Origin of the sequence: Variovorax sp. PAMC26660 (assembly GCF_014302995.1) — a bacterium.
Lineage (GTDB): Bacteria > Pseudomonadota > Gammaproteobacteria > Burkholderiales > Burkholderiaceae_C > Variovorax.
Map to the genome: position 1 here is coordinate 5,415,439 of NZ_CP060295.1, position 17,197 is coordinate 5,432,635.

Here is a 17,197-nt window from a genome sequence, read left to right on the forward strand (position 1 = left end):
ATGCGACGAATTCTTTTTATCGTGCTCACGTTGATGAGCACGCTCTTGCCGGGCCTGGCCCACGCCTGGTGGCAAGCCGAATGGTCTTACCGCAAGCCCGTCACCATCGACGGCGGCCCGCAGGCCGGCGCCATCGGCAGCGATGCCGGCCGCGTGCCGGTGCTGGTGCGCCTGCACACCGGCAACTTCAAGTTCGAGGGTGTGAGCGAGACCGGCGCCGACCTGCGCTTCGTTGCGGCCGATGACAAGACCGTGCTGAACCACCAGATCGAGCAGTTCGATCCGCTGCTGGGCATCGCGCTGGTGTGGGTCGATGTGCCCAACGTCTCGGCCGGCACGCCGCAGAAGCTGTGGATGTACTACGGCAACCCGAAGGCTCCCGCCTCGGGCAACGGCCAGCGCAGCTTCGACCCCGACTACACGCTGGTCTACCACTTCGCCGAAGGCGCCGTGCCGCCGCGCGACACCACCGCCTACGCCAACAACGGCCAGACCTCGGCCGTGCCGGTCGAAGGCACTGTCATCGGCAAGGGCGCGCAGCTCGGCAGCGGCCCGCTGATGCTGCCCTCCACGCCGTCGCTCGCCGTGCAGGCCGGTGGCGCGCTGACGTTCTCCGCATGGGTCAAGCCCGACCAGCTCGGTGCCCGCCAGGCGATCTATGCCCGCCGCGACGGCGCCGGCGAACTCGTGGTCGGCATCGACCAGGGCGTGCCCTTCGTGCAGGTCAACGGCCAGCGCAGCACGCCCGGCCAGCCGATCCAGGCCGGCCAGTGGTCGCACCTTGCCGTGAAGGCCGAGGGCGACAGCGTGGCGCTGTATGTGGGCGGCCGTCCCACCGTGTCGCTGGCTGCGAAGCTGCCCGCGCTGAATACCGCTGCGGCTCTGGGTGCCGATGCACCGGGCAGCCTGCCGGTGGCGCAAGGTGCGCAACCCGCCGCCACTTTCGCCGCATTCACCGGCGCCATCGATGAAGTGCGCCTGTCGAAGGTGGCACGCGCCGATGCGCTGCTGCTGGCCGATGCCGTGTCGCAAGGCGCCGAGTCGCGCCTCACCGTGTTCGGTGCCGACGAGCAGCAGGCCGGCAAGAGCCACTTCGGCTTCATCCTGGCCGCGATGCCGCTGGACGCCTGGATCGTCGTGGGCCTGCTGGGCCTGATGATGGCGATCTCCTGGGCCATCATGATTGCCAAGGGCCGCCACTACGGCGCCACCTCGCGCGCCAACACCACCTTCATCGAGCACTTCCGCGAAGCTGCCGGCGCGCCACTCGATCGCCTGGCCGTGAACAACACCGTGCCGCACGAGGTGCGTGCCGATTCGTCGCTGTGGCGCCTGTATGAAGTGGCAGTGGACGAAATGCGCCGCCGCCACGACCGCGGCTACGACCTGAGCGCCGTGTCCAGCGCCACCATCGGCGCGATCCGTGCCGCCATGGACGGCGTGATGGTGCGCGAGATCGAGCGCATGTCCAAGCGCATGAACTGGCTCTCGACCACCATCGAAGGCGCGCCTTACGTCGGCCTGTTCGGCACCGTGATCGGCATCATGCTGGTGTTCGTCGTGGCGGCCATGGCCGGCGCGGTGGACATCAACTCGGTGGCCCCGGGCATGGCGGCCGCGCTGCTGTGTACCGCCGCCGGCCTGGGCGTCGCGATTCCCGCGCTGTTCGGCTACAACTGGCTCGCCTCGCGCTCGGACGCCATCACCGCCGACATGGCCGTGTTCGTCGACGAGTTCGTCACGCGCCTGGCCGAAGAGCAGGGCGAAGGCCGCTCGCTTCCGATGGCATCGGCGCGGGCCTGAGGAGCGCACGACCATGGCAACCCCAGCCAAGTTCTCGCCCCGCAGGCGCACGGGCGGCATCAACATCACGCCCTTCGTGGACGTGCTGCTGGTGGTGCTGGTGATCTTCATCCTCACCAGCAACGCCAGCATTCCCGGCATCAAGGTCGACCTGCCGAAGGCCAGCGCCTCGGTGGCGCTGGAGAAGCCCAAGACCAAGGCCATCACGATCGACAACGCGGGCAACGTGTTCCTCGACGCCTACCCGGTCACGCTGCCGGAGCTGGAAGAGCGCCTGCGCACCGAGAAGGCCCTGTCTCCCGACTTCCCCGTGATCGTGCGCGGCGATGCCAGCGTGCAGTACGCGAAGGTGGTCGATGTGCTGGACCTGCTGCGTCGCATCGAGCTGAACCAGATCGGCCTTGTGACCGGCAAGCAGAAGTGAGGAACGCAGAGTGAAACCTCGCGATCCGACTTCTCCTCTTCCCACCGCGCACCGCGCGGGCGGGAAGGCCGGGACGCGCGGGCTGTGGCGCCGCTGGGGTGGGGTGGTCATCGGCGTGGCGATCGTCGCCGCGCTGGTGGCCCTGGTGTGGCATCTGCTGTCGGACACCGCGAGCAAGAAGCGCGTGGTGGCCGATGCGCCGATGCTGATGCTGCCGCCCCCACCGCCACCGCCACCAGAGCCCGAGAAGCTGCCCGAGCCCGAGCCGGAAAAGATCAAGCCCGAAGTGGTCGAGAAGGAGCCCAAGCCGGTCGAGCCGCTGGAGCCGCCCAAGGACGACGCGCCCCCAAGCCCATCGAAAGACCTGGGCGACCCGGTGACCATGGACAGCGCCGGCCAGGCCGGCAACGACGCCTTTGGTATCCAAGCCGGCAGCGGCGGCGGCATGAGCGGCACCGGTGCCGGTGGCGGCCTGGGCAGCGGCTCGTATGCCCGCTACGTCTCGAGCATGTTGCAGCAGGCTTTGTCGCGCGATCCGCGCACCCGCCAGCTCGTGTTCGACGACATCCAGATCGACCTGTGGCTCGGCGCCGACGGCAAGACCGCGCGGGCGCAACTGGTGCGCAGCACCGGCACGCCCGAATCCGACGAAGCGGTGCTCGCCATGGTGCGCGCCCTCGACCGCATCGACGAGAAGCCGCCGGCCTCGCTGCGCTTTCCGATGCGCGTGTCCATGAAGGGACGCCGGCCATGAACTCCGTGACCCGAGTGACCGCCACTGCGGCCACCGCCGACGCCCCCTGCCAGTCCCATTCAATCCTGTGAACGAAGCGATGAACCATCTCAAAAACATCCAGAGCAGGGGCGCCATGCCGACCCTGCGCAAATGCGCGCTCGCGGCGGCCGTGGCCTCCGTGTTCGTTTTCGCGGCCACGAGTGCCACCGCGCAAACCGGTGCAGCGCCTGCCGAATCCGCCATGGTCAAGCTGATCCGCGGCCTGATCCAGAGCGGCACGCTTGCCAAGGACGTTGGCGAGGCGCTGCTGGCCCAGGCCCAGACCGAAGCCATTGCCGCGCAGCAGGCGCAGCGCATGTCGGCCGCCACCACCGCCGCATCGGCCAGCGTGGCCGGTGGCGTGCGGCTCGAAGCCGGCGACGTGCGCGTGCCCTACATCTCGCAGACCGTGCGCGACCAGATCCGCGACGAGATCAAGGCCCAGGTCATGGCCCAGGCCCAGACCGAAGGCTGGGCCGCGCCCAACGAAACGCCCGAGTGGAGCAAGCGCATCCGCGTCGAAGGCGACGTGCGCGTGCGCAACGAGTCGCGCAACTACGCCGGCAACAACAGCAACATCGAGATCAACTGGTCCGAGCTCAACAAGAGCACGGGCTACGACGTCAACCCGAACACCAACCTTGCGCTGCCGTCGATCCTCAACACGCGGCAAGACCGCAAGAACCTGTTCCGCGCCCGCGCGCGGCTGGGCGTGTACGCCGACCTCACCGAGAACACCAAGGCCGGCATTCGCCTGGCCTCGGGCAGCGACGACAGCCCGGTGTCGACCACGCAGACGCTGGGCGGCGGCCTGGGCAAGAAGAGCGTGTGGCTCGACCAGATGTGGATCTCGCACAAGCCGGTCGACTGGCTCACCGTGACGGCCGGCCGCTTCGGCAACCCCTTCATGTCGACCGACCTGCTGTACTCCAGCGACCTGAACTTCGACGGCATTGCCGCGCAGTTCGAGAAGAAGCTCGCGTCGAACAAGGACCTCACGCTGTTCGGCACGCTCGGCCTGATCCCGCTCGAATACTCGTCGGACAATTCGCCGAGCCGCAGCCAGGCCAAGATGAAGAGCGAGAACAAGTGGCTCTTCGGCGCGCAGGCCGGCGCCGAGTGGAAGATCGACGCAGACAACCGCTTGCGCGGCGCTCTTGCTTACTACAACTTCAACAACATCAGCGGCAAGGTCTCGCAGCCCTGCGCGCTGTATGCCGGCGCCGACGGCTGCAGCACCGACTGGTCGCGCCCGGCCTTCATGCAGAAGGGCAACACGCTCATGCTGCTGCGCGACATTTCGCTGGACCCGCTCAACCCGGCCGGCACGCCGCAGCCCCAGTACGTGGGCCTGGCCTCGAAGTTCCGCCTGATCGACCTGAACCTGCGCTGGGACACGGCCGTGGCCGGCAACAACCTGCGCCTGGATGCCAACTTCGTGAAGAACACCGCGTACGACGCCAACGACATCTGGAACCGCGCGGGCATTCGCGGCGCCATCGTCAACAACTTCGGCGCCACCGGCGGCACCGGGAAGGCCGACTACAAGAGCGGCGGCAACGCCTACATGGTGCAGGCCACCTACGGCAAGCCGGCACCGTCGGCACGCGGCGACTGGAACGTGCTGGCGGGCTACAAGCGGATCGAGCCCGACGCGATGCCCGACGGCTACAACGACTCGACCTTCCACGGCGGCGGCACCAATGCGCGCGGCTACTTCCTGGGCGGCTCGTACGCGATCGACAAGAACATGTGGTTCACCGGCCGCTGGATCTCGACCAAGGCCGTCTATGGAGCGCCGCTGGCCATCGACACCCTGCAGCTCGAATTCAATGCGCGTTTCTAAGGAGCTTGCCGTGTCCAGAAAAATCTTCCCGGCGCTGGTGCTGGCAACGCTTGCCGCCACGGCCGGCGTGACCCACGCACAGCAACAGCCGCAGGGCCAGAGCATGGAGGAGCGGCTTCGCGCGCAGTTGCGCGTGACGACCACGCAGCTCCAGCAGGCACAGAACGAGCTGGCCGCGCTCAAGGCGGGGCAGCCTGCGGGCACGCCAGCCGCGGGTGCTGCGGCCGGTGCGGCGCCGGCCAAGTCCGACATCGAGGCGCTCAAGAAGGAGCTTGCGCAAAGCCAGTCGCAACTGGCTGCCGAGCGCCAGGCTCATGGGCAGGCGAGCGCCGGCAGCCAGCAACTGCGCCAGCAGGCGCAGGCCACGAGCGAGAAGGCCACCGCGCAGATCGCCCAATACCGTGGCGCGTATGACGATCTGCTGAAGATGGCGCGCGCCTCAGAAGCCGAGCGCCAGCGCCTGGCCACCGAGGCCGCGACGCACCGCACCGCGATGACGCAATGCGAGGCCAAGAACACGCAGCTCTATGCCGTGGGGCAGGAGATATTGCGTGCCTACGAAACGGTGGACCTGGGCAGCGTGCTGGCGTCGCGCCAACCTTTTGCCGCGCAGAGCCGCGTCAAGTTCGAGCAGATCGCGCAGCAGTACGGCGACAAGCTGTACGAAGGCAAGTTCGATGCGCGCGCGGTGAATGCGCCGGCACCGGCACCTGCTGCCGCCGCTGCATCCGCAACCACACCCGCTTCGGGAGAAAAGCAATGACACGACACATCAGGTCTTCCTCCGCCATGCTGGCCCGTCGGCTGCGCGTCGCTGCCGGCGCACTGCTGGTGTCGTCCGTCGGCATGGCCGGCGCGCAGACGCCGGCGCCGGGCAACACCGTGGTGGCCCGCCTGGGCGAAGTCACGGTGGGGCAGGACGAAGTCGAGAAGCTGCTGCAGACCCTGCCCGAAGCCGAGCGCGCCGCCGTCAAGGCCGACCGCGCCACGCTCGACGGCTGGCTGCGCCAGCGCCTGCTGAGCGAAGCCGTGCTGCGCGACGCGCGCGCCAAGGGCTGGGCCGAGCGGGCCGACGTCAAAGCGAAGATCGACGCCGCCACGCGCGAGATCAGCGCGCGCATCGTGAGCACCAGCTACCTGGAGTCGGTGAGCCAGGTGCCGGCGGGCTTTCCGTCGGACGCTGAAGTCAAGGCCGCTTACGAGCAGGGCAAGACCGGCTTCAACCTGCCGGCCGCCTACCGCGTGGCGCAGATCTTCCTGGCCACGCCGCAGCGTGATGCGGCCGCCGTTGCCAAGGTGCGCGAAGAGGCGGGCAAGCTCGCACGCCAGGCTCGCGCCGGCGACTTCGCGGCCGTGGCACGCGCCAGCTCGCAGGACAAGCGCAGCGCCGAGCGCGGTGGCGAGGTCGATACCTTGCCGCTCGCGCGCATGCTGCCCGAGCTGCGCGACACCATCGCCAGGCTCAAGCCCGGCCAGGTCAGCGAACCGGTGCAGGCCGAGGCGGGCTTTCATGTCGTGAAGCTGCTCGACATCCAGCCCGCGCGCACCGCCACGCTCGACGAAGTGAAGCCGCAACTGCAGGCCGCCTTGCGCCAGCAGCGCCAGCAACAGCTCGTGCAGGCCTACCTCACGCAAGTGGCGCCTGCCACGAACCTGAGCATCGACGCCGCCGCGCTCGATGCCGCCATCAAGAAAACCAACTAACCAGATCATTCCCACAGGGTCACAACACATGAACAACACAACGACGAACATCACCGAAGCCACCGACATCGCGGCGGCTCCCGCCCTCGACCTGCTGGACGCCGTCACGCCCGAGCAGGTGTCGGACGCCATCAAGGCCGCCGGCGGCGCCGTCACCACCATCGAACAAGACGGCGTGGTGCGCCTGCACAGCGCGAGCCACGGCATCGGCTTCCAGGTGCTGTGGGGCAACCCCGTCACCACCACGCAGTACACCGACTTCACGCTGAGCTGCCCGCTGCATGTGCAGGGCGGCACGCTGCCCGAGGCCGTGCTCGCCTCGTGGCACCGCACCAAGCGCTTTGCGCGCGTGGCACAGCACGGCGACTTCGTCGTGCTGGAGATGGACGTGGTGGTGGCCGGCGGCGTGAGCCACGCCTACCTGGCGTTCGCCGTGCGCCTGTGGATGCAGATGATGGGCGAGTTCTTCCTGCACCTGCGCAACTACGGCCCCGCCTCGGAAACCCGTGGCGACGCCGCGAACGCAGAGGCCCGCGACGCTGCCGGTGTGTCCGCCGCTGCGTGATCCAGCAGATGCCAGCCAGCGCCGCATCCAGTCCGTCGTCGGTGGACCTTCACGATTCGCCGACCAGCCGTGCCATCCAGGCCGTTGCGCGCCAGGCGCAGCGCGCGCGCCGCGCCGAGACCGTGCGCTTGCGGCAACGCGCCGCATTGCTCGAGCTGCTGGTGCAGACCATGGCGGAGCTGCACATCTCGATGGCCGAACTCAATGCGGCGCGGCGGGCCCACGCGCCGGCGTGGAAGCATCCGGAAGACGGCACTGCCTGAGCGCTTCGGATGGAGGTCGGATGCGGCCCTGATCCACCGGGATTCGAAGACACCGGCGCAGTGACTTCCCGCCCGCTTCAGCCCGGATTCATCGCAGCAAAAGTGGCGACGTAGCGACTGTCCCGCTCGGCCCAGCGCCGGGCCCTGTCGCGCTCGACCAGCACTTCGCCCCGGGGGTGATCCTTAGCCGCCAGCAACTGCATGACTTCGGCCACGTACACGGCAAGCGGCATGGCGCGCGGGTCGGATGCTTGGCCGCCGCCCGTGAGTTCCGTCTGCACATAAGGCGGTGCCAGTTCGAGCACCTCGACGGGAACCTTGCGCAGTTGATGGCGCATCGATTGAAGCCACGAGTGCAGGAATGCCTTGCTGGCGCAGTAGGTCGGAAAGTCGGCGCGGGGCACGAAGGCAAGGTTGGAACTGGTCGCGATGATGGCCGCGTCGGGTTGCCCTTTCAGCACCGGCAAAAGCGCCGCCATCACGCGCAGCACGCCCATGATGTTCGTGTCCACGATCGACTGGGCGTCTGAAGCATCCCAGCCGTCTGCCGTCACGTCTTCCGCCCGCGAGATGCCGGCGTTGGCGATGAGCACATTGAGTTCGGGAAAGCGCGCGCGAACGTCTTCGGCCAAACGCGGCAATGAAGCCGGGTCGTCGAGATCGAGCGGCATGCCGATCAGGCCGGGTCGGCGCGCAGTCATATCGTCGAGCAGGGCCTGCCGGCGCCCGCTGACGATGACGCGATTGCCGCTGTCGTGGAACGCTTCGGCGAGCGCGCGGCCGATACCGCTGGTGGCGCCGGTGATGAGGATGGTGTTGCCTGTCGTCTTCATGATTTGCTGCTTGTGGTTTGCGTTGAGGTTGTCGTATGCATGGGGGGCGCTATGCGCTGCGACTGAGCCGGATGGCAGGCAGCAGGCACAAGGCCGCGCAAGTCGCACAGGCACCCACGAGGAAGGCCGACGAGATGCCGAACCATTGCGTCGCGAATCCGACCACGGGCCCGGTCACACCCAGTGCGATGTCGGCGAAGGCGATGAAGTTGCCCACTGCACGGCCGCGTTGTTCGGGCGGAACGGAACGGGTCGCCAGCACGCCCATCGCCGGGAACACGAGGGAGAAGCCCAGGCCGGTCAGCGTCGCGCCCAGCACGGCCATTCCCGGCGCGGGGGCACACCAGATCAGCACTTGCCCGATGGCCTCGAAGATCAACGAACCCACGGCGACCTTCGTCGCGCCGAAGCGGTCAGGAAGCCCCGAACCGACCAAGCGCACAAGGACATAGGCGGCAGCGAAGCCGAGCAGCGCCGTGCCGGCGTGCGGCCAACCGTGTGCTGCGTAGTCGAGCGTGAGGAAGGCTGCCATCGCGGCATAGGGCACCGTGGCCAATGCCAGGACGAGCCCTGGCCGCCAGATCAAACCGAGTACGCGATGGAAAGGCACGCGCTGCCCGCCGGCGGCGGGAACAGGCGAAAGCCGCAGGGCGATGGCCCAGCCCAGCATCGGCGTGAGCAGCACAAGAACTCCGACGCCGACGAAGCCGTATGCCGCTTGCACGGCCAGCCCCAGCGGTGCGCCGAGTCCGAGCGCGGCGTAGATCGCAATGCCCGTCCAGGACATGACCTTGCCGGTGCGGGCGGCGCCCACGCGCGCGATGCCCCAGCTCATCAGCCCTGTCAGAAACAGGCTCTCGCCAAGGCCTGCGATCAGGCGTCCGATGAGCAGGACGACCAGCTTTGCAACGGGGTCCATCGGCAGAACGCTCGACAGGCCATACGCCAGGCCCGAGCAGGCGGTGAGTGGAAGTCCGAGAAGAACGGCAGCGCGCGGGCCGCGTTGGTCACAGAGCGTGCCGGCTTGATGGCGGGTGAGCAGCGTGGCCAGCGACTGGGCACCGATGACCCAGCCGATGGTGGCCGAGCCGAACCCGAGGTGATTGCGTACCTCGAGCGACAGCGCCGCCAGAGGGACGCTGATTGCGAGGAAGCCGAGGAAGACCGCCAGCACCACGGGAGCGAGCCCCGTGAAAGCGGAGGTCTCGAACGGGCGAGCGGATACGGGAGAGGAAATTGATGTCATGCCAAAGCGCGTCTGTATTGATCGAGATATTCCCAGCTGGGATCCTCTCGACAAGGGACGCGTTGGATGACGGTAACGCTTACGACAGTCGCCTTGCGGCAACTGCGGCGGCGAATATAACGTGGGCGCTGCGCCAGCGTCAACACCTTCCTGGCAAACGCGCAACGGCCTGCTGGTGCGGCTGCACGGCCGAATCACCGCCGTACCATCGCCGTACCATCGCCGCATGGAATCCCCACTCGCTACCGCGCTCATCTACGCCCGCGACATGAAGAAGTCGGCCGATTTCTTTGCAATGCACTTCGGCTTTGTCACGAGCGGCGAGGTGCATGAAGGCCTCATCGAATTGCATGCGCCGCATGGCGGCGCGGGCATCCTGATCCACCAGGCCGCGAAGTCGGTGACGCTGGGCCAGGTCGGCGTGAAGCTGACGTTTCAGGTGCGCGACGTGGCGGCCTTCGTCGCGGATGCCGCAACGCGCGGACTGAAGTTCGGCGCCATTCACCAAGCCAACGGCTATGCCTTCGCCAATGCGAAGGACCCCGACAAGAACTCTGTCAGCGTTTCAAGCCGAGCCTATCGCGCAGCTTCTTCCACGTGAGTCTCGACCGGCCTCAGTACCGATCCATCCCCGCAAGGTAGCGCTCAACGACGGGCTGCCAGAGCGATGGTTCGGTGTGCAGCGCATGCCCATCCCGACCGGGCGGCGGATCGAAGCTCAGGAACTCGCCGCGTCCACCTGCCGCGGTGAAGCTGTCGAAGTTGGCGCGGCTGTGGCGCAGTGCATAGAACGGGTCGTGATCGCCATAGAGCCACAGCATCGGCTGCTTGAAGGCGGCGCCCCTTCGCATGAGCAACGGATTCACTTCGTTCGCCTTGGGGCAGGCGTCGCCGACCCAGCCGCCGACGAAGTTGATCACGCCCGTGAACATCTCGGGGTGCATGCCGGCATAGCCCACGGCAAGGATGCCGCCACGCGACACGCCGCCGATCATCAGGTGCCTGGAATCGACATCGGGACGCGCGAGCACCTGTGGCATCACCACATCGAGGTCTTCCACCGCGCGATCGAATCCGGCCAGCGCGCGCCTGGGCTGGCATGAATAGCCGGCCGAGCGATCGGCCTCGAAGCCTTCGTCGTACAGGCCGTCGGATTGCCCGCGACCGCGCCGTTGGGGGAACAGCACCTGCCAGCCCCTGGCCGTGAAGTAGCGTGCGATTTCGGGGCTGGTCCAGGTCAGCTTGAACCATTCGGGCCGGTTGCCCCGGCCGGTCGAGCCGTGGTGAAAGATCAGCGTCGGAAAAGGGCCGATGCCCTGCGGGCGGAAGACGACCATTTCGAGTGTCTGCGCCTTGCCGTTGTCGCTCCACGGGGTGGGCACGCGTTCGATGGTGCGCGTGTAGGTGGACGCCAACGGCTTTTGCGTCAGCACGCCGGCCGAGACCAGTTGCGTGTCGGGCTTCCACAGCGACATCTCCATGTCGCCATCGGCCCGCAGGCGCAGCACGAGGCGCGAACCGGTGCGCAGGCGCACTGCCAGCTCTTCGTCTTTGAACAGACCTTCGGCGCGGTCGGTGAGCAGCCCCTGCAATGCGTTGGCGCCGGCATAGGCAACGGTGGCCCGCTCGGATGTGACTTGCTCGACCGCAATGCGCACGTCGCATTGCATGCCGCCGCACGCCCAGCCTTGCCACAGGCCGTGCCAGCGTTTGCGGGCGGCAGGGAGCGTGGGGTCGGGCGGCACCATCGTTCCGCCTTCTGGCAAGACGGCGGCCACCGGGCTTTCAGACACGGCGGGCTGCAGGCGCGATATGTAGTCCGGCCAGGCCGTCTGTGCACCAGCGACGGTGGTGAGCAGCCAGGCGGCTGCCGCAAAGATCCATGTGCGGTGTTTCTTCGACATGCGTTGCTCCTTCAGCGCGAGGACTCTAGCCGATGGGGCGGCTCAACAGGTGTGTGCGTCGATCGCGCGCCTGACCTTCGTGAGTGCATCACCGAGCATGTCCAGCGGGACTGATCCCAACGCCAGGCGAATGGCATGCGGCACGTGAGTCGATGTCGAAAAAGGTTCAGCCGTCGACACCGAGATCCCATCGCGCATGAGTGCCGCCGCAACCTGGTCGGCGCGAACCTCTTGCGCCATCGGAACCCACACGAAGTACGACGCCGGATGGCGAACGCACCGCAGTCCGGCAAGGGCGTCCGTGGCGATGGCCTGCCGGGCCCTTGCGTCATGGCGCTTCTCGGTTTCGAGACGGGTGACCGTGCCGTCGTCGAGCCAGCCGCATGCCAGCGCCGTCATCACACCGGGCGTGTTCCAGGTCGTGACCCGGATCGCGCGTTCGAGCTGGGGCACCCATGCCGCCGGTGCGGCCACGAACCCGACGCGCAAGCCGGTCGCAATGCTCTTGGAAAGTCCAGAGACATAGACCGTCGACTCGGGGGCCAGCGCTGCCAGCGGAGCGGGCGGATCTTCCGCAAGAAAAGCGTAGGCCGCGTCTTCGATGATGAGCAGCCCATGCCGGCGCGCGATCGACACGAGCTGCCGTCGCCGGCTTGCGCTCATCACCCAGCCGAGCGGGTTGTGCAGCGTCGGCATCACATAGACGGCCCGCACTTTGCGGCTCTTGCACAGCCGTTCGAGCGCGTCGAGGTCGAGGCCGTGCCCGGCTGCGGGCACCGGTGCCAGTTCGAGGCGATGCGCCTCAGCAAGCACCTTGAAACCCGGGTAGGTGAGCGCATCGGTCGCGACCACATCACCGGGCTGCAGCAGCGCCATGACGGTCGTTGCCAAGCCATGCTGCGCACCGCTCACGATCATCACCTGATCGGCACCCACCGAGATGCCTCGCTGCGCGAGGTGCCGAGCCATGGTGGCCCGCTCGTGCGGTCGACCTCCGTGGGGCTGGTAGCGCAGCAGGGCTTCCAGGTCGCCCGCGGCGGCGAGCTGGCGCAGGCCCGTGCGCAGCAACTCGGCCTGGCCGGGCAGCGACGGGTAGTTGAAGTTCAGGTCGACCACGCCTGACGCCACGGCATGCTGGTCGATGCCCTGGTCACGCGGAAGGAGGGTCTCCCTGACAAAGGTGCCGCGACCTGTCTCGCCGCTGACCAGGCCCATCGCCTGAAGCTCCGCATAGACACGGCTTGCGGTGGCGAGGGCCAGGCCCTTCTGTGCAGCGAGCTTGCGAAGCGTGGGCAAACGGGTGCCTGGTGGCAGGCTGCCAGCGCGGATTTGTGCGGCGAGCACATCGACCCATTGTTTGTACCGGGCTTGAGTCATCGTGCCAATGTATCCATGACAATTTTTTGATTGTATTGACTGCAGTGTCTACGATGCCCTCATTCCCATCCCATCCGGCACGGAGAAATCGACCCCATGCACATCGCCATCCTCACCTTCGAAGGCTTCAACGAACTCGACTCGATCATCGCGCTCGGCATCCTCAACCGCATCAAGAAACCGGGCTGGCGGGTCTCCCTTGCGAGCCCGGCGGCGCGCGTGCGTTCCATGAACGGCGTGGTGCTCGAAGCGCAGGCCTCGCTGCATGAGGCGAGCGCGGCGGATGCGGTCATCGTCGGCAGCGGCATACGCACGCGAGAGGTTGTCGCCGATGCGGCGCTGATGGCGCAACTGCGGCTCGACCCTTCCCGTCAACTGCTGGCCGCGCAGTGCTCCGGCACGCTCGTGCTGGCAAAGCTGGGCTTGCTCGCCGATGTGCCGGCATGCACCGACCTGACGACCAAGCTCTGGGTCGAAGCCGCCGGCGTCTCGGTGCTGAACCAGCCGTTCGTGGCCAGGGGCAACGTGGCTACGGCGGGCGGTTGCCTGGCTTCGCAGTACCTGGCTGCGTGGGTCATCGCGCGGCTGGTGGGGCTTGATGAAGCGCGCGAGGCGATGCACTACGTCGCGCCCGTGGGCGAGAAAGAAGACTACGTTGAGCGTGCGATGCGGAACATCACGCTGTACCTCGAAGCGATGCCCGCGACGGTGTAAGGCCAGCCGCATCGCCGGCGCAGCCTGACTACACTGCGCCGGATGAACAGCCCCCCGCCATCGCATCGCGCGAGAGACCGCCTGACCTCCTATTTCTGGAGCGGCGACAACCTCCGCAGCCGAAGCGTGAGCGATGTGGTGCTGTCAGCCACGCTCGATGTGCCCGTGCTTCCCGCGCGCCTCATGGCGGATTGCGAAAGGGAGATCGCCACGCGCCTCACGCTGGAGCCCGGAGACGTCGAGCCCTTGTCCCTGGCGCGCGCACGCACGCGCTGGCCGGACTACAGGCACTGCGTACAGGCCATGTCCGATTGGACGCACATGCAGGGCCTGCCCGAGGTGCTTGCCGCCAGCGACATTGCGCTCATGGCGTGTCGCGGCGCCAAGTACCACCACGACGGCGCGCAATACGGCAGCGCGGCCTTCTGCAATCTCTTCCTGAGCGAGGACAAGGGACTGGACCTGCACTTTCCCTCGTCAGGCCATCGCTTTCCGCTGACGCGGGGCACTGCCGTGGTGTTCGATACCGGCCAGCCGCATGCCGTCATCCGGCGCGGCAGCAGCGGCTTCGACGCGGCCGACTTCGCGCCTGACAAGGACTGCACCCAACTGTTCCTTACGTGGGAGCTGCCCATCGAAGACGCCCACGTGGCGCGCGTGCTTCAGGTCGCCTTCGATGTCGATCCTTCGACCTCGTCGCAGTTGGAAGAAGAGGCCGTCTGGGTGAACGGCGAGCGCGCCGTTCTATGCCCCGACTCAGGCCGCTGGTGCAGCGCCGACTGAGGCCGCCATGCAATGACCCCCTGCGTTCGCGCCCGTACCTCGGGAGAGGCCAGGCAGCTCGCGACGGCCTCGTAGCCCGGCGCACCCGGCCATGGATCGACACGGGTCGGAGGGCTGTGATTGGCAGGGCAGAAGATGATCGACTCGTGCGCGCCGACGGCCGCGAGGTCCAGGATCACACAGGAGCGCGTGAGCAGGAAGAGCGGACGGCCATCAGGCCCACGGCGACGCAGATGGGCGATGACAGCCTGCTGCGTGGCGTGGTCCAGCCCCTGTTCCACCATGTCGACGACCAGGACGGATGGGCCTTCAGTTTCCAGTCCTGCAAGCAAGGCGATCAATGCATCGGATGCCGTTGCACCGTCCTCGATGAGCCAGGCCAGGGCTTGATCGACGCGCAGCCTGAGGGCCGGATCGGCATTCAGTTGCGTTGTTGCGCTGCCGTCTTCCTCCCGCTCCAGACCCAGGAACGCCGCATCCGGCAGAACCTCGGCCAGACGCAAGGCCAGCCGCGTCTTGCCGCTGCCCAAGGGGCCGACGATGTAGTTCAGCGGCCGTATGTCGCGCAACATGAACGGTTCACCACCCCAGGGCCAGGGCAGCTCGAATTCGACTTCAAGCTTTGCGGTGGGCGCCAGCAGATGCGTCAATGCCTCGACGGTCGGCGTCTGGCCCCGTGCGAGATCGGCCCGCAGGTTGCGGACCGTCTCGATGGTCCCCGCGAGCTGACGGGCATGTGCTTCGAGCGTCGTCTGGTGCGCAGCCAACGCGGGCTCCAGTCCCTCGGCGTCGCCATCCAGCACGCGCGCGACCTGGGCGAGGCTGAGGCCGAGCGCGCGCAGGGCCACGATCTCGGCGCCACGGGCCATCTGCTCGGGGCCATAAGAGCGCCATCCGGCCGCGTTGCGCGCCGGAGCCACCAGCCCACGCTGCTCGTACAGCCGCAGCGCCTTGGCGGAGACGCCGAGGCGCCTCGCAGCTTCGGCGGGGTTCAGGAATCGGGAGGAAGAGTTCAAGAAAGCACCTCGATGGGTTGACCGGATATTGCCTTTATCGAGGTGGCCCCAAGGGCCGGGTCAAGTGGGTCCCGGTCACCCGTTCCATCCATGGGCGTTTGCACCGGCAAGTCAGGCAGCGCCGTTGATGATGAAGGCCGGCAGTGGTGTCTTTCTGCCGGAGTTCGGTTAGGGTGCAGTGGCGCCGCAGCACATTACTGCGGCGCAGGTGCGTTGGCAACCGGAGCCCGACGCGCCAACGTGGCGCCGGTCGAAAGACGCCGGCGCCGGATTCAAAAAATCAACAACGAGGAAAGACCGACATGAAGACTGCATACCTTTCATTGATCTTCGTCCTGGCGACGGCTTCGGCTTCGGCGTTCGCCCAGCCGGCGGCCGGCACCTGCGAAGCGAAGCGCCAGGAAATCAGCAACGACATCGCGGCCGCGCGCGAAAAAGGCCTGACAGAAAAAGTGCGTGGGCTGGAACGCGCGCTCGCCCAGAACCAGCACCACTGCAGCGATGCAAAACTGTCGGCGGCCCACGCGAAGAAGGTGCGGGCCGAGGAAAAGAAAGTGGCGCAGCGCCAGCGCGACCTCGACACGGCGCAGCACGATGGCAACGCGAAGAAGATCGCGCGCCGCCAGGCCAAGCTCGACGAAGCCAAGGCCGAGCTGGAGCGCGTCAAGGCTCAGCCGCCGGGCGCCACCGTCAAGTAGAACGGCATCAACGTTCCGGCCACGGGCCGCAACAGCTTGAGCAGCAGCGGTTGCCCATAGCCTTCGCCCGCCAGCCGCTTGAGCAGGTCGGACAGCTGCGCAAGCGGCGTGCCGTCGCAGCCGACCAAAATGTCGCCGCTGCGCAGCCCGTCGCGCGCCGCGGCCGAGCCGGCCACCACCTCGACCACGCGCAGGCCGGTCGCCACCGGCCATTCGTTCTCGCGCACCCAGCGCCGGGGCAGTGCGACAGCCGCGCACTGCACGCCCAGCTTGCCGCGGCGCACGGTGCCATGGCGCATCAGCTCACCCGCCACCCAGCGCGCGGTGTCGATGGCCACCGCAAAGCTCAAGCCCTGCGCCGAAGGAATCACGGCCGTGTTCACGCCGATGACCTGCGCCGCGCTGTCCAGCAGCGGGCCGCCCGAGTTGCCGGGGTTGAGCGCCACGTCGGTCTGGATCACGTCTTCGATCATCCGGCCACCGCGCGAGGGCAGGCTGCGGCCCAGCGCGCTCACGATGCCCGCGGTCACGGTGAAGTCGAAGCCCAAAGGATTGCCGACCGCCACCGCGATCTGGCCGGGCAGCAGGGCGGCCGAGCTTCCGAGCGGCAGGAAGGCGCCGGGGTTCGACTCGATGCGCAGCACCGCGATGTCGGTCGATGCGTCCATGCCCACGAGGCGGGCGGCGCTTTCGGTGCCATCGGCAAACGCTGCCCGCAGTTCGCTCGCGCCCTCGACCACGTGCGCGTTGGTCAGCGAAAAGCCATCGGGCGTGAAGAGAAAGCCGGAGCCGCTGCCCTGGCCGCCCGCGTTGCCGCGCTGCGCCGGTTTGCGGACCTTGATGTGTGCCACCGCCGCGCTGGCGGTGTGCGCCACCTGCGTGACGGTGGCGGAGTAGGAGTCGAGAAGGAATTCGTCGCGTGCGCCCATGAAGCACCTCTTTCGGTCGCCTGATCTCCTTGTGAAATGGCGGCGCGCCGGGTGTTTTCAATCCGTGGGAGCTGGGGCTGTCGCGTCGCGAACAGCCGACCGTGCGGGACCCGCTGTCACCGGTGTTTTCGAAATCAGGACAATGCGCTCGGCCTGACTTGGGAGATTTGGGAGATGAGAGTGAAAAAAATCAATGCGTGCTTGCGCGGCACAAGGTTCGCGTGGCCCGTTTTTCTGGCCGCAATCGTCGGTGGCTGTGCAACGGGGCAGCCACCTGTCTTGTCGGACGGTGTACCCGAGAGGCCCGTGCAGAATGA

Annotated in this window: 17 protein-coding genes; 11 read left to right on the forward strand and 6 right to left on the reverse strand. The window is 67.5% G+C overall.

Annotated elements, in window-relative coordinates; translation table 11 throughout:
* The 8 genes from H7F35_RS25585 to H7F35_RS25620 all read left to right on the forward strand — a co-directional run bounded on the left by H7F35_RS25585 (position 1) and on the right by H7F35_RS25620 (position 7,380).
* Complete coding sequence (locus H7F35_RS25585) at positions 1–1,803, forward strand: DUF2341 domain-containing protein (RefSeq protein WP_187109355.1); 1,803 nt, start codon at positions 1–3, stop codon at positions 1,801–1,803.
* Positions 1,804–1,816: 13 nt separating this feature from the next.
* A complete protein-coding gene (locus H7F35_RS25590; protein WP_093237370.1) occupies positions 1,817–2,227 on the forward strand; it encodes an ExbD/TolR family protein in 411 nt (136 codons plus the stop codon).
* Between the two features lie 10 nt (positions 2,228–2,237).
* Positions 2,238–2,981: a hypothetical protein gene (locus H7F35_RS25595; RefSeq protein WP_261803347.1), complete on the forward strand. Its 744-nt coding sequence runs from the start codon at positions 2,238–2,240 to the stop codon at positions 2,979–2,981.
* Positions 2,982–3,060: 79 nt separating this feature from the next.
* Complete coding sequence (locus H7F35_RS25600) at positions 3,061–4,848, forward strand: putative porin (RefSeq protein ID WP_261803348.1); 1,788 nt, start codon at positions 3,061–3,063, stop codon at positions 4,846–4,848.
* Between the two features lie 10 nt (positions 4,849–4,858).
* A complete protein-coding gene (locus H7F35_RS25605) occupies positions 4,859–5,611 on the forward strand; it encodes a hypothetical protein (protein ID WP_187109356.1) in 753 nt (250 codons plus the stop codon).
* Positions 5,608–6,552: a peptidylprolyl isomerase gene (locus H7F35_RS25610; RefSeq protein ID WP_261803349.1), complete on the forward strand. Its 945-nt coding sequence runs from the start codon at positions 5,608–5,610 to the stop codon at positions 6,550–6,552. The genes H7F35_RS25605 and H7F35_RS25610 overlap by 4 nt, the downstream gene beginning before the upstream one ends.
* Positions 6,553–6,580: 28 nt before the next feature.
* On the forward strand, positions 6,581–7,117 hold the full coding sequence (locus H7F35_RS25615) for a YbjN domain-containing protein (protein WP_187109357.1): 537 nt from the start codon (positions 6,581–6,583) through the stop codon (positions 7,115–7,117).
* 8 nt (positions 7,118–7,125) lie between these two features.
* Entirely contained in the window at positions 7,126–7,380 is a 255-nt protein-coding gene (locus H7F35_RS25620; RefSeq protein WP_187109358.1) for a hypothetical protein, read from the forward strand.
* Between the two features lie 77 nt (positions 7,381–7,457).
* Here H7F35_RS25620 and H7F35_RS25625 read toward each other — a convergent pair whose 3' ends face one another.
* Both H7F35_RS25625 and H7F35_RS25630 read right to left on the reverse strand, forming a co-directional pair.
* On the reverse strand, positions 7,458–8,213 hold the full coding sequence (locus H7F35_RS25625) for an SDR family oxidoreductase (protein ID WP_187109359.1): 756 nt from the start codon (positions 8,211–8,213) through the stop codon (positions 7,458–7,460).
* Positions 8,214–8,262: 49 nt separating this feature from the next.
* Positions 8,263–9,459 (reverse strand): MFS transporter, encoded by a 1,197-nt coding sequence (locus H7F35_RS25630; protein ID WP_187109360.1) that lies wholly within the window; start codon positions 9,457–9,459, stop codon positions 8,263–8,265.
* A gap of 226 nt (positions 9,460–9,685) precedes the next feature.
* Here H7F35_RS25630 and H7F35_RS25635 point away from each other — a divergent pair, with 226 nt between their 5' ends.
* Positions 9,686–10,060, forward strand: coding sequence for a VOC family protein (locus tag H7F35_RS25635; RefSeq protein ID WP_187109361.1), 375 nt, complete (start codon positions 9,686–9,688; stop codon positions 10,058–10,060).
* 13 nt (positions 10,061–10,073) lie between these two features.
* On the opposite strand, the gene H7F35_RS25640 is transcribed toward H7F35_RS25635, so the two are convergent.
* Together H7F35_RS25640 and H7F35_RS25645 are read right to left on the reverse strand one after the other, a co-directional pair.
* Entirely contained in the window at positions 10,074–11,363 is a 1,290-nt protein-coding gene (locus H7F35_RS25640) for an alpha/beta hydrolase family protein (protein ID WP_222621966.1), read from the reverse strand.
* A gap of 42 nt (positions 11,364–11,405) precedes the next feature.
* Positions 11,406–12,740 (reverse strand): PLP-dependent aminotransferase family protein, encoded by a 1,335-nt coding sequence (locus H7F35_RS25645; RefSeq protein ID WP_187109362.1) that lies wholly within the window; start codon positions 12,738–12,740, stop codon positions 11,406–11,408.
* Positions 12,741–12,836: 96 nt separating this feature from the next.
* Between H7F35_RS25645 and H7F35_RS25650 the strand changes: the two genes are divergently transcribed.
* Positions 12,837–13,454: a DJ-1/PfpI family protein gene (locus H7F35_RS25650; RefSeq protein ID WP_187109363.1), complete on the forward strand. Its 618-nt coding sequence runs from the start codon at positions 12,837–12,839 to the stop codon at positions 13,452–13,454.
* 662 nt (positions 13,455–14,116) lie between these two features.
* On the opposite strand, the gene H7F35_RS25655 is transcribed toward H7F35_RS25650, so the two are convergent.
* Positions 14,117–15,253 (reverse strand): MerR family transcriptional regulator, encoded by a 1,137-nt coding sequence (locus H7F35_RS25655; protein ID WP_187109364.1) that lies wholly within the window; start codon positions 15,251–15,253, stop codon positions 14,117–14,119.
* A gap of 302 nt (positions 15,254–15,555) precedes the next feature.
* Here H7F35_RS25655 and H7F35_RS25660 point away from each other — a divergent pair, with 302 nt between their 5' ends.
* Complete coding sequence (locus H7F35_RS25660; protein ID WP_187109365.1) at positions 15,556–15,951, forward strand: DUF1090 domain-containing protein; 396 nt, start codon at positions 15,556–15,558, stop codon at positions 15,949–15,951.
* On the opposite strand, the gene H7F35_RS25665 is transcribed toward H7F35_RS25660, so the two are convergent.
* A complete protein-coding gene (locus H7F35_RS25665; RefSeq protein WP_187109366.1) occupies positions 15,924–16,880 on the reverse strand; it encodes a S1C family serine protease in 957 nt (318 codons plus the stop codon). The genes H7F35_RS25660 and H7F35_RS25665 overlap by 28 nt on opposite strands.
* Positions 16,881–17,197: the final 317 nt, after the last annotated feature.

What these genes read in the sequence shown, in the direction of transcription:
- H7F35_RS25615 (WP_187109357.1), top strand. Translation starts at nt 6,581, where the DNA reads ATGAACAACACAACGACGAACATCACCGAAGCCACCGACATCGCGGCG.
- H7F35_RS25620 (WP_187109358.1), top strand. Translation starts at nt 7,126, where the DNA reads ATGCCAGCCAGCGCCGCATCCAGTCCGTCGTCGGTGGACCTTCACGAT.
- H7F35_RS25660 (WP_187109365.1), top strand. Translation starts at nt 15,556, where the DNA reads ATGAAGACTGCATACCTTTCATTGATCTTCGTCCTGGCGACGGCTTCG.
- H7F35_RS25590 (WP_093237370.1), top strand. Translation starts at nt 1,817, where the DNA reads ATGGCAACCCCAGCCAAGTTCTCGCCCCGCAGGCGCACGGGCGGCATC.
- H7F35_RS25600 (WP_261803348.1), top strand. Translation starts at nt 3,061, where the DNA reads ATGAACCATCTCAAAAACATCCAGAGCAGGGGCGCCATGCCGACCCTG.
- H7F35_RS25650 (WP_187109363.1), top strand. Translation starts at nt 12,837, where the DNA reads ATGCACATCGCCATCCTCACCTTCGAAGGCTTCAACGAACTCGACTCG.
- H7F35_RS25635 (WP_187109361.1), top strand. Translation starts at nt 9,686, where the DNA reads ATGGAATCCCCACTCGCTACCGCGCTCATCTACGCCCGCGACATGAAG.
- H7F35_RS25585 (WP_187109355.1), top strand. Translation starts at nt 1, where the DNA reads ATGCGACGAATTCTTTTTATCGTGCTCACGTTGATGAGCACGCTCTTG.
- H7F35_RS25630 (WP_187109360.1), bottom strand. Translation starts at nt 9,459, where the DNA reads ATGACATCAATTTCCTCTCCCGTATCCGCTCGCCCGTTCGAGACCTCC.
- H7F35_RS25640 (WP_222621966.1), bottom strand. Translation starts at nt 11,363, where the DNA reads ATGTCGAAGAAACACCGCACATGGATCTTTGCGGCAGCCGCCTGGCTG.
- H7F35_RS25625 (WP_187109359.1), bottom strand. Translation starts at nt 8,213, where the DNA reads ATGAAGACGACAGGCAACACCATCCTCATCACCGGCGCCACCAGCGGT.
- H7F35_RS25610 (WP_261803349.1), top strand. Translation starts at nt 5,608, where the DNA reads ATGACACGACACATCAGGTCTTCCTCCGCCATGCTGGCCCGTCGGCTG.
- H7F35_RS25645 (WP_187109362.1), bottom strand. Translation starts at nt 12,740, where the DNA reads ATGACTCAAGCCCGGTACAAACAATGGGTCGATGTGCTCGCCGCACAA.
- H7F35_RS25665 (WP_187109366.1), bottom strand. Translation starts at nt 16,880, where the DNA reads ATGGGCGCACGCGACGAATTCCTTCTCGACTCCTACTCCGCCACCGTC.